This is a genomic window from Paraburkholderia sp., from assembly GCF_047605525.1.
GTDB lineage: Bacteria > Pseudomonadota > Gammaproteobacteria > Burkholderiales > Burkholderiaceae > Paraburkholderia.
Genome location: NZ_JASGFN010000008.1, coordinates 157,736 through 172,836, shown reverse-complemented (window position 1 = coordinate 172,836; position 15,101 = coordinate 157,736). Strand labels below are relative to the sequence as shown.

The following is a 15,101-nucleotide window of genomic DNA, read 5'->3' as shown; positions in this document are numbered from 1 at the left end:
CGGGCTCCGGGTTGAGCTGCGCAACGCACGCCGCGGCGCCCTCGCTGATTCACCTTCTTCCGCTTCGCATCCGAACCGGCTCGCGTGCTTTTCACAACGCCCGCGCTTTACCTGTGCTTAAATCCGTCTTTCGCACCGATGCGAGCGCCATGCCCCGGCGGCCCGCTCGCGTCGCCCGGGCGAGGCCTCGACCCGGCGCGGACGATTTCCTCTCTTTCCCTGCCTTCTCAGGAGCGCGGTTGTGTGGCATTTCCCGGTTGCTATTCCACCCTCTCTCGGTGTGTGGGCCGTCTTCGCGAGCGTGCTCGTCACGCAGCTCGGCATGCCGATTCCGGCCGCGCCGATGCTGATTCTCGGCGGCACCATGGCCGCGATGGGACAAACCTCGTACGCCGGCGTGATAAGTGCGGCGGTCGGCGCCACGCTGCTCGCCGATTCGCTGTGGTTTTTCACCGGACGCACGTACGGCCGCCGTCTGCTGAATTACCTCGTGCGCTTCTCACTGTCGCTGGACACGACCGTGCGCGTCGCGCGCAATACGTATGAACGCCACGGCGCGCCAATTCTCACGGTCGCGAAGTTCCTGCCCGGCCTCGGGCTGATTTCCGCGCCGCTGCTCGGCACGACTGCAATTGGTATCGGCGTGTTCCTGTGGTGGGATCTGGTCGGCGCAACGCTATGGGCCAGCGTCTGGATAATCGGCGGCGGCGCGTTGCACGATCAGATCGTGCACCTGATGCTGTTCGTGCGGCAGCACGGTGGCACGATCGTCGATACGTTCGCGGTGATCTTCGCGGCGGTACTGCTTTATCGCTGGCTGCGCCGCGTGCAGTTTCACCGCTGGCTCGCGCATGCGCGCATTTCTCCCGAGCAGCTCGATGAAATGATGAAGTCGAACGAGCCGCCGCTGATCCTCGACGCGCGTCCGGACGCCGTACGCAAAAAGGAATCGCACCGCATTGCCGGCGCGCGGCCGCTCGATCTCGAGTCGCCCGATCCGATTCATCCGGAGTATCTGAAGCGGCCGATCGTCGTCTATTGCGTGTGTCCCAACGAAGCGACCGCCAAGCGTATCGTCAAACAGTTGCACCGCAAGAACATTCATCATGTGCGTGCACTGAAGGGCGGCCTCGACGCATGGGAAAAACGCGGCTATCCGGTCGAGCCGCTGCCGCCCGACTTCAATACGGCGATGGCGCATATGCTCGAAGACAAGGGCAACGAAGGCGAATACACGGTGCGTGCGCGTCTGGCCGAGTAATGTTCGAGCGATGTAGAGCACGCTCGATACCGGCGGTCGAAATATAAAAATAAATTGACGGCATGAATGGCTCGTATATGCTTGTTATTGGGCGTTCGTCATGGCTGTGCCGATAAAACAATGAAACAGGTACTGTATCGAGTACTGTCATGCGTTTTGCGGTACCGCGAAGCGAATTCGCGCGGGCTAATGACAGTCGCCTCGTGTCCTGTTTCTTCAATGTCCACCGTGGATCTGAAACAGGCCGCGCAATACCCTCAACAACACCAGTCGAGTGTCATCGTGAGAGTCCGAGGCCCCTTGGTGAGCTGGAACCGCAGTCACGCGAGTCGTATGCGCGCTGACCGCGCCATCGCCGACGGCAACAACGGCAGCCTTGCGTTCCGCCGCTTTCTGTCCGTCTTCACAGCCCCGTCGCGCCGTTCTGTTCGGCGTCGCAACGCTATCTCCCGCACATTCATCGCAGTGCGCAAAGACGACGCCGCTTCGCTGCTGCCGTAGCGCCTCTCTTCTTTTCGCCGTTCGATTCGTCCGTTTGCCCGGCGCGCGCATGCTTTGCGAGCTGTTTGCTTGCGCCTGCGCGATGCCGGCCAGTGCCTATGCGTTTTGCGCGGCATGAGCCGGCCGGCGCATTGAATCGAACCGCCTTTTCGCCTGATACGCGCGGCGCGTTTTTGCGCTGATTTCGCCAGCCGTCTGCCTTTGACAACTCGCGCCGTATTCAACGCCGTTCATTCAATGTCCGGCGTGGACTCAACACGTCTATTCGCTACATCTCTATCCGTTATGCGAGACAAACCACTCGTGGGAATCAGCGCCGATAGAACAATGATCGGTCTTCATCCGGTGCATGCGGTCGGCGAAAAATACATCGCCGCGATCGTCGACGGCGCGCGGGCTCTTGCGATGTTGCTGCCGGCATTCGGCGAACGTCAGTGCGTCGATGACGTGCTGGCTACCGTCGACGGCCTGCTGTTCACCGGCAGCCATTCGAACGTCGAGCCGCAACGTTATGGCGGTGCGCCCAGTGCGCCGGGTACTTTGCACGACCCCGCACGCGATGCGACTGCATTGCCGCTGCTGCGCGCGGCGATCGAAGCGGACATACCCGTGCTGGCGATCTGCCGCGGCTTGCAGGAAATGAACGTGGCGTTCGGCGGCAGCCTGCATCAGCGCGTCCATGCGGTGGCGGGATTGAACGACCACCGCGAAAACGACACGGACCCGTTAGACACGCAATACGCCGCATCGCACGCGATCGCGCTGACCACAGGCGGTCTGTTGCAGCGCATCGCGGGCGGCGCAACCGAAGCACGCGTGAATTCGCTGCATGGCCAGGGCATCGAACGGCCAGGCGCACGGCTCTCGGTCGAAGCCGTCGCGCCGGACGGTTTGATCGAAGCAATCAGCGTAAGCGACGCACGTGCGTTCGCGCTCGGTGTGCAATGGCACCCGGAATGGCAGCATGCCGAAGACGCGTTATCGAGCGCGATATTCCGTGCATTCGGCGATGCGTGCCGCCGGCGCATGCGTGAACCATTCGCGCATCAGAACAGAGAGAACAATCATGCATGACATCGACGAATTTCTGAAAAAGCACCACGTCACCGAAATCGAAGCAATCATTCCGGACATGGCCGGCATCGCGCGCGGCAAGATCATTCCGCGCAGCAAGTTCGAATCCGGCGAATCGATGCGTCTGCCGCAGGCAGTGATGATCCAGACCGTCACCGGCGACTATCCGGAAAGCGGTTCGTTCACCGGCGTGACCGATCCCGACATGGTGTGCGTGCCCGACGCGAGCACGATCCGGATGATCCCGTGGGCGGTCGATCCGACCGCGCAGGTGATTCACGATTGCGTTCATTTCGACGGCACGCCGGTCGAAATCTCGCCGCGCTGCGTGCTGCGCCGCGTGCTCGATCTCTACAAGGCGCGCGGCTGGAAGCCGATCATCGCGCCGGAACTCGAGTTCTATCTGGTCGACATGAACCGCGACCCCGACCTGCCGCTGCAACCGCCGATCGGCCGCACGGGCCGCGCGGAAACCGGCCGCCAGGCATATTCGATCGAGGCGGTCAACGAATTCGATCCGCTCTTCGAGGACATCTACGAGTACTGCGACGTGCAGGAACTCGAAGTCGACACGCTGATTCACGAAGTCGGCGCCGCGCAGATGGAGATCAACTTCATGCATGGCGATCCGCTGAAACTCGCGGACAGTGTGTTTCTGTTCAAACGCACGGTGCGCGAGGCGGCGCTGCGCCACAAAATGTACGCGACGTTCATGGCGAAACCGATGGAAGGCGAGCCCGGCTCGGCGATGCATATGCACCAGAGCCTCGTCGATGCGGAAACCGGCCGCAACCTGTTCACCGCCGCCGATGGCGAGCCGACCTCGCTGTTCACGAGCTATATCGCCGGCTTGCAGAAGTACACGCCCGCGCTGATGCCGATCTTCGCGCCGTATATCAATTCGTACCGGCGGCTCTCGCGCTTCATGGCCGCGCCGATCAACGTCGCATGGGGTTACGACAATCGCACGGTGGGCTTCCGGGTTCCGCACTCGGGGCCGGCCGCGCGCCGCGTGGAGAACCGCATTCCGGGTGTGGATTGCAATCCGTATCTGGCGATAGCCGCGACGCTGGCCGCGGGTTATCTGGGCATCACACAGCGGCTCGCCGCGACCGCGCCGCTAGCCAGCGATGGTTATGCGCTGCCCTATCAATTGCCGCGCAATCTCGAAGACGGCCTCACGTTGATGAACGCTTGCGAACCGCTTGCCGAAGTACTCGGCGAGAAGTTCGTCAAAGCCTATCTCGCGTTGAAAGAGACCGAGTATGAGGCGTTCTTCCGTGTGATCAGTTCGTGGGAACGCCGGCATTTGCTGCTGCACGTCTGAGTGCTGTCGGCTGGTGAGAACCTCAAAATAAACGGAGGCAGTATGAGCTACAACGAAGAAACCCCGTGCGTGCGCACGCCGCAAAAAACCACCGGTGAAACCACGAGCGCGCAGGCATGGCAACGCGTATCGCGCAGCACCGCCGAATACCGCGCGCTCGATGCCGCGCATCACATCCACCCGTTTTCGGATATGGGTTCGCTCAATCGCAGCGGCAGCCGCGTGATCGTCAAGGCACAGGGCGTCTACCTGTGGGACTCGGACGGCAACAGGATCATCGACGGGATGGCGGGGCTCTGGTGCGTGAACGTCGGTTACGGCCGCAAGGAACTGGCCGACGCCGCGTTTCGGCAGATGCGGGAATTGCCGTACTACAACACGTTCTTCAAGACCACGCATCCGCCGGTGATCGAATTATCGGCATTACTCGCGGAACTGACGCCCGAGCCGTTCAATCATTTCTTCTACTGCAATAGCGGCTCGGAAGGCAACGACACGGTGCTGCGTATCGTCCACCGGTACTGGGCGACGCAACGCAAGCCCGGGAAGAAGTTCGTCATTGCGCGCAAGAACGCTTACCACGGTTCGACGATCGCGGGCGGCACGCTCGGCGGCATGGCTTATATGCACGAGCAGATGCCGTCGAAAGTCGAGAACATCGTGCATATCGATCAACCGTATTTCTTCGGCGAAGCCGCCGGCGATCAGACGCCGGAAGAATTCGCGCTGGCTCGCGCGCGACAACTCGAAGCGAAGATCCTCGAACTCGGCGCGGACAACGTCGCCGCGTTTATCGGTGAGCCTTTCCAGGGAGCGGGCGGCGTGATTTTCCCGGGCGCAAGCTATTGGCCCGAGATTCAGCGCATCTGCCGCAAATACGATGTTCTGCTCGTCGCGGATGAAGTGATCGGCGGCTTCGGCCGGACCGGCGAATGGTTCGCGCATCAGCATTTCGGCTTCGAGCCGGATCTGATCACGCTCGCGAAGGGACTGACGAGCGGTTATGTGCCGATGGGAGCGGTTGGGCTGCACGATCGCATCGCCCGCGCGCTGATCGAAAACGGCGACTTCAATCATGGCCTCACCTACTCCGGGCATCCGGTGGCGGCGGCCGTCGCAATCGCCAATCTGAAGCTGCTGCGCGACGAGAAGATTGTCGAGCGCGTCAAAACGGATACCGGTCCGTACTTTCAGAAGAAGCTGCGCGATACGTTCGCCGATCATCCGATCGTCGGTGAAATCAGTGGGGCGGGTCTCGTCGCCGGCCTGCAACTCGCCGAAGAACCGCGGGCGCGCAAGCGCTTCGCGAATGGTGGCGACGTCGGCACCCTGTGCCGCGATTTCTGCTTCCGCGGCAATCTGATCATGCGCGCGACCGGCGACCGGATGCTGCTGTCACCGCCGCTCGTGATCAGCCGGCCAGAGATCGATGAGATCGTGTCGAAGGCCAAGGCGGCGATCGACGCGACCGCGCGAGAGCTTGGCAGGTTGTAACTCGGTGTCGAGAGCGGCGTGACGAGTGACCGCCGGCGTACGGCGCGCCATCCACATTTCGCTAAGGCCCGAAAAACGTATTGCAAAATTGTCCGGCCACATTGCAGGTGGTCCGTTGTCTGGCAGACTGCGTGTCGTCACGTCGATCCGGTATCGCGCAAGCGGCGGTAACGACAACGGCGAATGAAATCACGGCCGTGCGCCGCAACCCGGCCGCAAGCCACCTCATCACATAGTGGCCAACGCCGTGGTTGCCGCCGCCAGCACTGTTTTCGCGGCAACCCGCATACGCTCCGCTGTTGCGCGCATCGATAACGCGCGGGTTTTCCCCTGTGAAATAACGCATTTCCGCACCCTCCTCCTGCATGGATACGACGGCTCAGCAGGCCACGCGACAAACGGGGGCAAAGCAGATACCCGCCCCTATTACAAGTTTCCGCCTTCCTCGGTTACGAGTACAAGTAGTCCGACCGTTACGCGCATATCAATGATTTGCCCGAGAGGCGGCCGATTTTTTCTTTCGCTGCTGTTTCCGCCGGTCCTCGTCACGTGGCACGTCTAACCCCATCGCGATGCCGCGCGCCGCATCAGCCGCAATGTCGAGCGCATCGCCCCACGACACGTGTCCGCACGTCCCTCTCCTTTCCAGAACCGTGCGGCGCTCGCCGGTTCTCTCCGTCACGAGCACGATCCACTGGAAACCGCCCTCCGAATCCCTGATGACCGTCGAGCTCACGAGGAAGTCCGCTATTTCTATCGTCTGGACACGCATGTTCGGCTCCTTGCCGGTTTCGGTTCCTTCCCGGCGTTGCTGGACGACACGCATCGCGCGTGCCCAGTACTGATGTGATCCGATAGCCGTCGCATTCGTTCACCAGGCTCTCGTCCAGCCTGCAAGAACATTGCAAACGCGTGACGGGGGACGCGCTTGTTTATCGGCTACCGCCGTCTTATGCTTGGGTACGCTTTGCAGACCAGGCCGACATTGGAATGTCACGCCGCGCATGCAGTGTGGCATTCCGCCGGTCAACTTCAATAAGGCTATCCAGTCATGAACGCATACTGCATGTTCAAGGGAAAACTTCTACGCGCGGCACCTTTTAAGGACTCGTACATAGGAAGCCCGCACTATGTCATCACGGTGAGCGCGGCGGACAACGTACCGTTCAACATCGTCGTGAATTCGGCATCGACAGAACCGGGACAAAACGGCAGCGACGACGTGTACTTCTATGCCGATCTGAATTTCACCGATCCGCTGACCGCGAAACTCCAGGCACTCGACCTCGGCCTCTACACGAGTGGCTTTCCGCGGCTCGATTACTGGCAGGACAGCAGCCTGCTCGACATTCACCGGATGCGGCCGATTCCGTATGAAGACGAAAACGGCAAGCGTGCCGACGTCAACGACGTCGTCGACGGAATACTGACCATCGACGAAAGCCAGCCATCCCAGAGTCTCCCCTTCGACAACGGCAGTGGTCAATTGCATAACCGCGACTTCTGGACGCCCACCGCGGCGGGCATCGTGGTGTACGGATTCGGCTTTCTATTCCTGCCGAAAAAGGATGGTCTTCACGAGACCCATATGAATCAGGGCAATCCGCCCGGCAGGCACTACGACGAAAACGGCGCGTTCCAGGACGGCGCGGTCATCGTGCAGCGCGCCGATGGATTCGCCGCGATGTTCACCGCGTTTCAGACGCAGCGTCTTCCTACCGACGCAAGAGGGAATCCGACTTCGAACGCGCGTGCGTTGCCGGATTTCATCCGGGGAAGTTGAGCGCGAGGCTGCTTCCAACCCGTGCGGGACTAGCCCCGCCAACGTGTATGCTGACGACAGTACGCCACTTTCCGGCTCACCGGGGCATAATCCGTGAGTTCATCGTCCTGTTCGTCCACATGAAGAAAAACAGCTCCACCAGAAATGCCGCCCGACGCGAAGCCGCCAGTCCGCCCGACCAGTTGCTGGCCGACGTCGCGTTCGTGCAGATCGAGGAAATGATCATCACGCGCAAGCTGCCGCCGGGTTCGATGATCTCCGAAAGCCAGCTTGCCGCCGAAATGGACATGGGACGCACCCCTGTGCGCGAGGCGCTACAGCGGGTGTCAGGTCCGGTATATAGATAATCAGGAAACGATTACAACGACGCCGTTGCCATTGATCCGACGAACAACGGAATTACGCCATCGGTCGAGCGATGAAACGCATAGAAATGACTATGAGAGTCCAACCACGCTCGATCGAGCGTGGTTGGAAGATAGTGATAAGAAGGCCAGGTCTCAATAGCCCGAATGAACCTGTCGACCTCGGGATGCATCCCGGTCATTCAGTTGCGCCGGAGCGCAACGCAAATCAGAAGCTATGCCGCAATCCTGCCATCAGGCCAAGCTGGCCGGCCCCTGGCGCCGGCGTCGTGCCGCCACCACCCTGACTGACGGTATAGGCTGCCTTTTCGCTATTCCACAGATACGCGCCCTGCAGATACACCGCTGTTCGCTTGGACAGCAGATACGTCGTGCGTAGTGCGGCAATCGTGCCGCGCGTATCGTTGCGGCTGTTGACGATGTGATACACGCCGCTGTCGACGATGAACGCCGGTGTCACCGGATACGATGCCGTCAGATAAAACTGATCGGAATGCACGTTCGGCGTCGCCGGCGAAACCGTGTCGACGCGTCGGCCGAGCCAGCCGCCGCCAAGCCGCAGATTGCCAATGTGGCCATAGCCGTTCAGTTGCATGCGCACGTCCGTGTCGCTCGGGTTCGTGAAATCGAACGAGGGCGTGCCGTCATACATATTCGCCATGGCGCCCGGTCCGCCGTGCTGTTGATCGTAGGCCGCGGCGACGCCGTAACCGTTGCGATCGTAGCGCAGCATCGCCGACCACTCGCGGCAGGCGGGCCCATTTCCAGCCACCGGGCCCGCGCACGTCCCCTGTCCCGGCGAGTTGCCGGTACCCGTCGAATCGCGGCCGAACGACCACGTCGCGCCCAGCGTGAAACCTCCATAGCTGCCCTTGTACACGATCGTGTTGTCGCTGCGCGAACTCGGCAGGTATTGGTCGAACGAAGCGGTGCCGCCATAGATGTCGGGGCCGAACAGATCGGCATCCGAAAGCGCCCAGAACGTCATCGTGTACTGGCGGCCGAACGTCAGCGCGCCATAGGGCGTGTTCAGGCCGACCCACGCCTGGCGGCCGAACAGGCGGCCGCCCTGGTTCAGCGAGCCGTTGCGCATGTTGAAGCCGCTTTCGAGCGTGAAGATCGCCGACACGCCGCCGCCCAATCCTTCGGTTCCGCGCACGCCCCAGCGCGACGGAAACTCCCCGGTGATGCCCGGCATGCGCACGACGCTGTCGCCCGCCGCGTTCGCGTTCGACACGTATTCGATCCCCGTATCAACGATGCCGTAAAGCGTCACGCTGCTCTGCGCGCACACCATCGTGCTGATGCTGGACAGCACGAGTCCTGTTGCAATCCGAAGTTTCATAGTCTCCATGGCTTCCTGTTTTGTAGGCCTGTTTAGCGTGCGCATCACCATGCACACCCATTGTTTTAATTCGCAAGACGTATTGAATGCGCGTGCGCCACCCACTCGCGCCATGCAAGGAATGGGTAGCAGCACGGAGAAAATCAGATCATGCGGACCGGTCCCTCGCGATAAGAACACTCACCGCGAGGGACCGTCGATCAGCGCGCCCGCGCGGCGCCTGCGCGCGGAATATGGCGACGCACCACCGCTAGCGCGACCAGCACGACGGCCATCGCGATGCCGAGCATCAGCAGATAGCCGAATGCACCGCCCGCCGTAATCACCGCCGCGCCCGCGAACGCGCTCAGAATCGCGCCGATGCGTCCGAATGCGAGCGCCGACGCGGTGCCCGTCGCACGCACGCTGGTCGGATAGACGTAGGCGCAAAGCGCGTACATCGTCGATTGCACCGCGTTGACGAAGAGGCCGTGCAGGCCGAGGCCGACGATCATCAGCGCCGTGTGTTGCGTCGCGCTGACGCCGAGCAGCATCCACGCGCTCGCAACACCGCCCGCGCAGCACAGCAGCAGCGGCCAGCGCGAACCATAGCGCCCGATTGCGAGCGCGCACAGCACCGCGCCGATCACGCCGCCGAGGTTGTACGCGCTCAGGCCGTAGCCCGCCAGCGAAACGCTCAGGCCTTCGCTCGTCAGCATCGACGGCAGCCAGCTGAATGCCGCATACACGGCGAGCAGGCACATGAAGAACGCGCCCCAGATCGCGACGGTGTCGCGCGAGCGGCCGTCACGGAACAGCGCCGTGAAGCCGACGTGCTTCTCCGCGCTCTGCTCGCGCACATCGGTGAAGCTCGCATCGGGCGACACGTCGCGCGCCATGCGTCGCAGCAGCTTCACGAGCTCCGGCCAGCGTCGCGGACGGCGCGCGAGAAAGCGCGGCGACTCCGGCAGCGCGACGAGCAGGACGATCGCGAGCACGAGCGGCAGCACGCCGCCCGCGACGAACAGGCCGCGCCAGCCATACACCGGCAACAGCTGGCCGGCAAACAGGCCCGCGACCATGCCACCGAGCGGCACGCACAGAATCGTCGCCGTCACCGCGAACGTACGAAAGCGTGCCGGCGTGAATTCGGCGGTCAGCGTGGTCGACGTCGGCAGCGCGCCGCCGATGCCGAGTCCCGCGATAAAGCGCAGCGCCGCGATGGCCGCGACGTTCGGCGCGAGGCTGATCGCGCAGGTCGCCATGCCGAACACGAACACGCTGCCGATCACGGCCCAGCGCCGGCCGAAGCGATCGGCGAACAGGCCCGCGAACGCACTGCCGATGCCCATGCCGATCAGCCCCGCGGCGACCACCGGCGCAAACGCGTTGCGCGTGATGCCCCACTCCTTGATCAGCATCGGGATCGCGAAGCCGATCAGTTGACTGTCGAATCCGTCGACGACGATCGACAGCGCCGCGAGCACCACCGCGATCTTCTGCAGCAGCGTATAGGGACCGTCGTCGAGCGCGTGACCGATATCGACCGCACTGCCGCCGCGCGCGATGCCGGCGAGAGCCGCTTCGTCGCGCGCGGTCGATGCCGCGGCCGAAGCGGGAGGAACGTAATTCATCAGCTTGTCTCCATTGTTTGCGCTGCGTGCGCGTTTATCGATTTTTTTGTTGTCGTCAGTATGGCCAGCGCGGCATGCGATTGGCATTTCCGATTCGCGCAAAAGCCATGACGTTTCGGCATGACTTCGGACGCCGCTTCACTTCGCGGCTTCGCTGCGCAGCGTCACTTTGAAGCGTCAATGCGAGCCGCGCGCGTCGACGAGCCGCACGAGTTGCAGCAGGCACTCGGTGCACGGCGCGGCAACGGCCGCCGCCTGCGCCGCCGCGACGACCGCGCCGTTGATCGCCTCGATCTCGGTCTTGCGGCCCGCGAGCACGTCCTGCAGCATCGACGGCCGATGCGCATGGTGATGCGCGAGCGCATGCCGCACGTTGTCGGCGACGTGCGTCTCGTCGAATGCCATCTCGTTGGCGCGCGCGACCGCCGCGACTTCGGCGACGATCTTCAGCGTCAGCGCCTCGCCGTCCGGCACGTTCGACAGCTCGCCCACCGTGCATTGCGTGAGCGCGCACAAACTGTTGAGCGCGGCATTGAACGCGACCTTATCCCAGATCGCGGACCACACGTTGGGATCGGCCACGCAATTCAGGCCGGCCGAATTCAATGCATCGACCGCGCGCCGCACGTGCGTATGCGTTTCGCCGTCCGCGTTCATCAGGCGGATTTCGCCCGAGCCGTGCGAGCTCACCTGCGCGGGCCCAGGCTTGTCGGCGGGCCATGTCGTCATGCCGGCCATCACGCGTTCGCGCGCAACGTAGCGCGCGATCCGCTCGACGTTGCCGAGCCCGTTCTGCAACGACAGCACCGCCGTATGCGGGCCGAGCAGCGCCCGCGCCGACGTGAGCGCCGCTTCGGTGTGCATGGTCTTCGTGAAGACGATCAGCAGTTCCGGCGCGGACTCAGCCTGTTCGGGACGGCACACGCGCAGATTGCCGACGACGCGCGAGCCCGCATCGGTAGTCAGGCGCAAGCCCGCGCTGCGAATCGCATCGAGATGCGCGTCGTCGATATCGACGAGCGTGACGCGATGGCCCGCTTCGGCGAGCAGCCCACCGAACAGCGAGCCCATTGCACCCGCGCCGAGAATCGCAATGTCCAAAGCCTCAGGCATCGTGGCGCTCCGGTTCAGAATGGATAGTGGCGCGGCGTCGTTTGCAGCGTGACCCAGCGCAGATCGGTGAATTCGGCGATTCCCGCCTTGCCGCCAAAGTGGCCGAAACCGCTCGCCTTCACGCCGCCGAACGGCATCTGCGCTTCGTCGTGCACGGTCGGTCCATTCACGTGGCAGATGCCCGATTCGATGCGCTTCGCGACGTTCAACGCGCGCGCCGTGTCGCGGCTGAACACCGCGGCGGACAGGCCGTACTCGTTGTCGTTCGCACACGCAATCGCGGCCTCTTCGCCGCGCACGCGCACGATCGGTTTGACTGGGCCGAACGATTCGTCGTGATAGATACGCATGTCGGGCGTCACGCGATCGAGCAGCGTCGCGGGCATCAGCGTGGTCTCGCTCCTGCCGCCGCACACGAGCGTGGCGCCTTTCGCGAGCGCGTCGTCGATCAGCGCGTTGCAGCGCTCGACGGTGCTCATGTCGACCACCGAACCGAGCACGACCGGGCCGTTACGCGGATCGCCGAGCGGCAATGCGCGCGCCCGCGTGGCGAGTTGATCGACGAACGCATCGGCGATGCTTTCGTCGACGATGATGCGCTCGGTCGACATGCAGATCTGCCCGGAATTCGCGAATGCGCCGAACACGGCCGCGTTGACGGCGGCACCGACGTCGGCGTCGTCGAGCACGACGAGCGGTGCCTTGCCGCCGAGTTCGAGCACGGCGGGCTTCAGATTGCGCGCGCAGGTTTCGGCGATGAGGCGGCCCACGCGCGTCGAGCCCGTGAAGTTCACGCGACGCACGGCCGGATGTTCGATCAGCGTGTCGACGATGCGCGCGGCGTCGGCGGGCGCGTTCGTCACGAAGTTCACCGTACCGCGCGGCAGCCCCGCCTCCTGCATCGCCTCGATGATGAGGCCGTGCGTGGCCGGACAGATCTCCGAGCCCTTCAGCACGACCGTGTTGCCGCACGCGAGCGGCAGCGCGATCGCGCGGACCGCGAGAATCACCGGCGCGTTCCACGGCGCAATACCGAGCACGACGCCCGCGGGCTGGCGCACGCCCATCGCGAGGCTGCCGGGCACGTCCGACGGAATCAGTTCGCCGGCCACTTGCGTGGTAAGCGCGGCCGCTTCGATCAAACCCGCCGCCGCGAGATGCACGTTGAAGCCGGCCCAGATACCCGATGCGCCGGTCTCGGCGGCCATCGCGGCGGCAAATGCATCGGCCTTCGCCTCGAGTGCGTGCGCGGCCTTCGTCAGCAGCGCGCGGCGCTCGCTCGGGCCGAGCGCCGACCACGCCGGAAACGCCGCGGCGGCGGCATCGACGGCGGCCACGGCATCTTCGACCGTCGCGGCCGGCGCGCGCGTCGCGACTTCGCCGTCGAGGGGATTGCGGCGCTCGAAGGTCGCCCCGTTACGCGCCTGTACCTGTTCGCCGCCAATCAGCATCGATACGCTTTTCATCGTCTGTCTCCTTTGTCGACCGGAGGAGTTGGTGCTTTAGTACTTACTCCGGTCCCATACAGTTTCATCTTGAATGGAAAATGTGCCGCTACGCGATGATCACTTCGACGAGCGTCGGGCCACCCGGAACGCTACCCGCCGGCTTGCCCGACAGCGCCTTGCTCAGCGTATCGGCGAGTTGAGCCGCGTCGCTCACACGCTCGCCGGGGCAGCCCATGCCCGCCGCGAGCGTCACGAAATCGAGCCCCGTCAGGTCCGTGCCCTGCACCGTCTCATGCGGCGCAAAGCCGAAGACCGGCGCGAAATCCTGCAGCGCGGCGTAGCGCGCATTGTTCAGAATCACGAAGGTGATCGGCAGCCGCAGTTGCACCGCGCTCCAGATCGCCTGGATCGAGTACATGCTCGAGCCGTCGCCGATCAGCGCGATCACGCGCTCGCCCGGCCGCGCGAGTGCGACGCCGACTGCCGCGGGCATTGCATAGCCGAGGCCGCCGCTGTCCATCGTCAGAAACGCGCCGGCGCGCGTGATCGGCAGATAGGTCTGCATCACCGGCCGCGCGCTCGGCGCCTCCTCGACGACGATGCCATCGGGATCGCGCACTTCGGCGAGCGTCTGCAATGCGAACGCGACCGACATGCGCTCGCCCTGCGCCGGCGGCAGCGCACGCGGCGGCAGCGCGCGCGGCGCCGGCAATTCGCGTGCTTGCGGCGCGGCGCGCGCGAGCAGTTCCCGCACGCCGAGCCGCACGTTGCCGGCCGCCGCGATGCCCTGCGGCGTCCATGCGGCGACGCCCGGATCGTCGATCAACTGACACAGTTGCGCGCCCGGCGGCACATGCGGGCCGTTGCCTTCGACGTGATACGTGAACGCGGGCGCGCCGATCACGAAGATCGCGTCATGCCCGGCGAGCAATTCGACGATGCGCTCGCGCATCGCCGGCAGAAAACCCGCGAACAGACGATGATTTTCGGGGAAGCTGCAACGCGCAGTCATCGGCGCGACGTAGACGCGCGCGCGATGACGCTCCGCAAGCTGCACGACATCCGTGGCCGCGCCCGCGCGATCGACCGCGCTGCCGACCACGAACGCGGGCCGCGCGCACGCGTCGAGCACCGCGCCGATGCGCTCGAGCATCGCGGGATCGGGACGCATGACGTGCGCGACCTCGCGCTCGGCCACGCGCTCGGCCGGCTGCTCCCAGTCGTCGGCGGGAATCGACACGAACACCGGGCCGCGCGGCTCCTGCATCGCGATCGCGTAGGCGCGAGCGATCGCGAGCGGCACGTCCTGCGCGCGCGCCGGCTCGATGCTCCATTTCACATAGGGCTTCGGTAGCTCGGTGGCCTGGGTCGCGGCGAGAAACGGATCGAACGGCAGAATCGAGCGGGCCTGCTGACCCGCGGTGACGACGAGCGGCGTGCGGTTGCGAAACGCCGTGAAGATGTTGCCCATCGCGTTGCCGACGCCCGCCGCCGAGTGCAGGTTGACGAGCGCCGCGTTGCCGGTGGTCTGCGCGTAACCGTCGGCCATTCCGACCACGACCGCTTCCTGCAGACCCAGCACGTAGCGGAAATCGGCGGGGAAATCGCGGAACATCGGCAACTCGGTCGAGCCGGGGTTCGCGAAGACCGACGTCATGCCGACGCGGCGCGCGAAGTCGATGACCGCGTCGCGGACGGTCCATTGCCGGGCGCCTTGACCTCGAGTGCCCTCGGCGCTGCGTTCGTCTGTCATGTGAAGTCTCCTGTGTCCTGTGAG

General features: G+C 64.1%; 14 protein-coding genes. 7 read left to right on the top strand and 7 right to left on the bottom strand.

All coding sequences use genetic code 11. The features are described from left to right. The first annotated feature begins 241 nt into the window (after window positions 1-241). The 5 genes from QM685_RS14010 to QM685_RS13990 all read left to right on the top strand — a co-directional run bounded on the left by QM685_RS14010 (window position 242) and on the right by QM685_RS13990 (window position 5,657). Complete coding sequence (locus tag QM685_RS14010; protein WP_415116831.1) at window positions 242-1,261, top strand: rhodanese-like domain-containing protein; 1,020 nt, start codon at window positions 242-244, stop codon at window positions 1,259-1,261. 333 nt (window positions 1,262-1,594) lie between these two features. Continuing rightward, window positions 1,595-1,762: a hypothetical protein gene (locus QM685_RS14005; protein WP_415116829.1), complete on the top strand. Its 168-nt coding sequence runs from the start codon at window positions 1,595-1,597 to the stop codon at window positions 1,760-1,762. A 285-nt stretch (window positions 1,763-2,047) separates the two neighbouring features. Then, complete coding sequence (locus tag QM685_RS14000) at window positions 2,048-2,836, top strand: gamma-glutamyl-gamma-aminobutyrate hydrolase family protein (protein ID WP_415116827.1); 789 nt, start codon at window positions 2,048-2,050, stop codon at window positions 2,834-2,836. After that, window positions 2,829-4,163 carry a glutamine synthetase family protein gene (locus QM685_RS13995; RefSeq protein WP_415116825.1) on the top strand — a complete coding sequence of 445 codons (1,335 nt, stop codon included), beginning with the start codon at window positions 2,829-2,831 and terminating at the stop codon, window positions 4,161-4,163. The genes QM685_RS14000 and QM685_RS13995 overlap by 8 nt, the downstream gene beginning before the upstream one ends. 42 nt (window positions 4,164-4,205) lie before the next feature. Beyond that, window positions 4,206-5,657 carry an aspartate aminotransferase family protein gene (locus QM685_RS13990; RefSeq protein WP_415116823.1) on the top strand — a complete coding sequence of 484 codons (1,452 nt, stop codon included), beginning with the start codon at window positions 4,206-4,208 and terminating at the stop codon, window positions 5,655-5,657. A 61-nt stretch (window positions 5,658-5,718) separates the two neighbouring features. On the opposite strand, the gene QM685_RS13985 is transcribed toward QM685_RS13990, so the two are convergent. Continuing rightward, entirely contained in the window at window positions 5,719-6,003 is a 285-nt protein-coding gene (locus tag QM685_RS13985) for a hypothetical protein (RefSeq protein ID WP_415116821.1), read from the bottom strand. A 138-nt stretch (window positions 6,004-6,141) separates the two neighbouring features. Continuing rightward, entirely contained in the window at window positions 6,142-6,429 is a 288-nt protein-coding gene (locus tag QM685_RS13980; RefSeq protein ID WP_415116819.1) for a hypothetical protein, read from the bottom strand. Between the two features lie 279 nt (window positions 6,430-6,708). Here QM685_RS13980 and QM685_RS13975 point away from each other — a divergent pair, with 279 nt between their 5' ends. Continuing rightward, complete coding sequence (locus tag QM685_RS13975) at window positions 6,709-7,440, top strand: DUF2278 family protein (RefSeq protein WP_415116817.1); 732 nt, start codon at window positions 6,709-6,711, stop codon at window positions 7,438-7,440. Between the two features lie 119 nt (window positions 7,441-7,559). After that, window positions 7,560-7,787: a GntR family transcriptional regulator gene (locus tag QM685_RS13970; protein WP_415116815.1), complete on the top strand. Its 228-nt coding sequence runs from the start codon at window positions 7,560-7,562 to the stop codon at window positions 7,785-7,787. Window positions 7,788-8,013: 226 nt separating this feature from the next. On the opposite strand, the gene QM685_RS13965 is transcribed toward QM685_RS13970, so the two are convergent. From QM685_RS13965 to mdlC, 5 genes are all read right to left on the bottom strand, one after another. Then, window positions 8,014-9,150 (bottom strand): porin, encoded by a 1,137-nt coding sequence (locus QM685_RS13965; RefSeq protein ID WP_415116813.1) that lies wholly within the window; start codon window positions 9,148-9,150, stop codon window positions 8,014-8,016. Window positions 9,151-9,350: 200 nt separating this feature from the next. Continuing rightward, entirely contained in the window at window positions 9,351-10,763 is a 1,413-nt protein-coding gene (locus QM685_RS13960; protein WP_415116811.1) for an MFS transporter, read from the bottom strand. A gap of 177 nt (window positions 10,764-10,940) precedes the next feature. Further along, on the bottom strand, window positions 10,941-11,876 hold the full coding sequence (locus QM685_RS13955) for a ketopantoate reductase family protein (RefSeq protein ID WP_415116809.1): 936 nt from the start codon (window positions 11,874-11,876) through the stop codon (window positions 10,941-10,943). 14 nt (window positions 11,877-11,890) lie between these two features. Further along, window positions 11,891-13,342, bottom strand: a complete 1,452-nt coding sequence (locus QM685_RS13950) for an aldehyde dehydrogenase (protein WP_415116807.1) — start codon at window positions 13,340-13,342, stop codon at window positions 11,891-11,893. 88 nt (window positions 13,343-13,430) lie between these two features. Further along, the gene (gene mdlC, locus QM685_RS13945; protein WP_415116805.1) at window positions 13,431-15,077 is read right to left on the bottom strand and encodes a benzoylformate decarboxylase; all 1,647 of its coding nucleotides are present in this window, start codon (window positions 15,075-15,077) and stop codon (window positions 13,431-13,433) included. Window positions 15,078-15,101: the final 24 nt, after the last annotated feature.

Bases quoted from the DNA above. Each gene is read 5' to 3' on its own strand.
- QM685_RS13985 (WP_415116821.1), bottom strand. From the start codon at position 6,003: ATGCGTTATTTCACAGGGGAAAACCCGCGCGTTATCGATGCGCGCAAC.
- QM685_RS13995 (WP_415116825.1), top strand. From the start codon at position 2,829: ATGCATGACATCGACGAATTTCTGAAAAAGCACCACGTCACCGAAATC.
- QM685_RS13960 (WP_415116811.1), bottom strand. From the start codon at position 10,763: ATGAATTACGTTCCTCCCGCTTCGGCCGCGGCATCGACCGCGCGCGAC.
- QM685_RS13950 (WP_415116807.1), bottom strand. From the start codon at position 13,342: ATGAAAAGCGTATCGATGCTGATTGGCGGCGAACAGGTACAGGCGCGT.
- QM685_RS14000 (WP_415116827.1), top strand. From the start codon at position 2,048: ATGCGAGACAAACCACTCGTGGGAATCAGCGCCGATAGAACAATGATC.
- QM685_RS13955 (WP_415116809.1), bottom strand. From the start codon at position 11,876: ATGCCTGAGGCTTTGGACATTGCGATTCTCGGCGCGGGTGCAATGGGC.
- QM685_RS14005 (WP_415116829.1), top strand. From the start codon at position 1,595: ATGCGCGCTGACCGCGCCATCGCCGACGGCAACAACGGCAGCCTTGCG.
- QM685_RS13975 (WP_415116817.1), top strand. From the start codon at position 6,709: ATGAACGCATACTGCATGTTCAAGGGAAAACTTCTACGCGCGGCACCT.
- QM685_RS13970 (WP_415116815.1), top strand. From the start codon at position 7,560: ATGAAGAAAAACAGCTCCACCAGAAATGCCGCCCGACGCGAAGCCGCC.
- QM685_RS13980 (WP_415116819.1), bottom strand. From the start codon at position 6,429: ATGCGTGTCCAGACGATAGAAATAGCGGACTTCCTCGTGAGCTCGACG.
- QM685_RS13990 (WP_415116823.1), top strand. From the start codon at position 4,206: ATGAGCTACAACGAAGAAACCCCGTGCGTGCGCACGCCGCAAAAAACC.
- mdlC (WP_415116805.1), bottom strand. From the start codon at position 15,077: ATGACAGACGAACGCAGCGCCGAGGGCACTCGAGGTCAAGGCGCCCGG.
- QM685_RS13965 (WP_415116813.1), bottom strand. From the start codon at position 9,150: ATGAAACTTCGGATTGCAACAGGACTCGTGCTGTCCAGCATCAGCACG.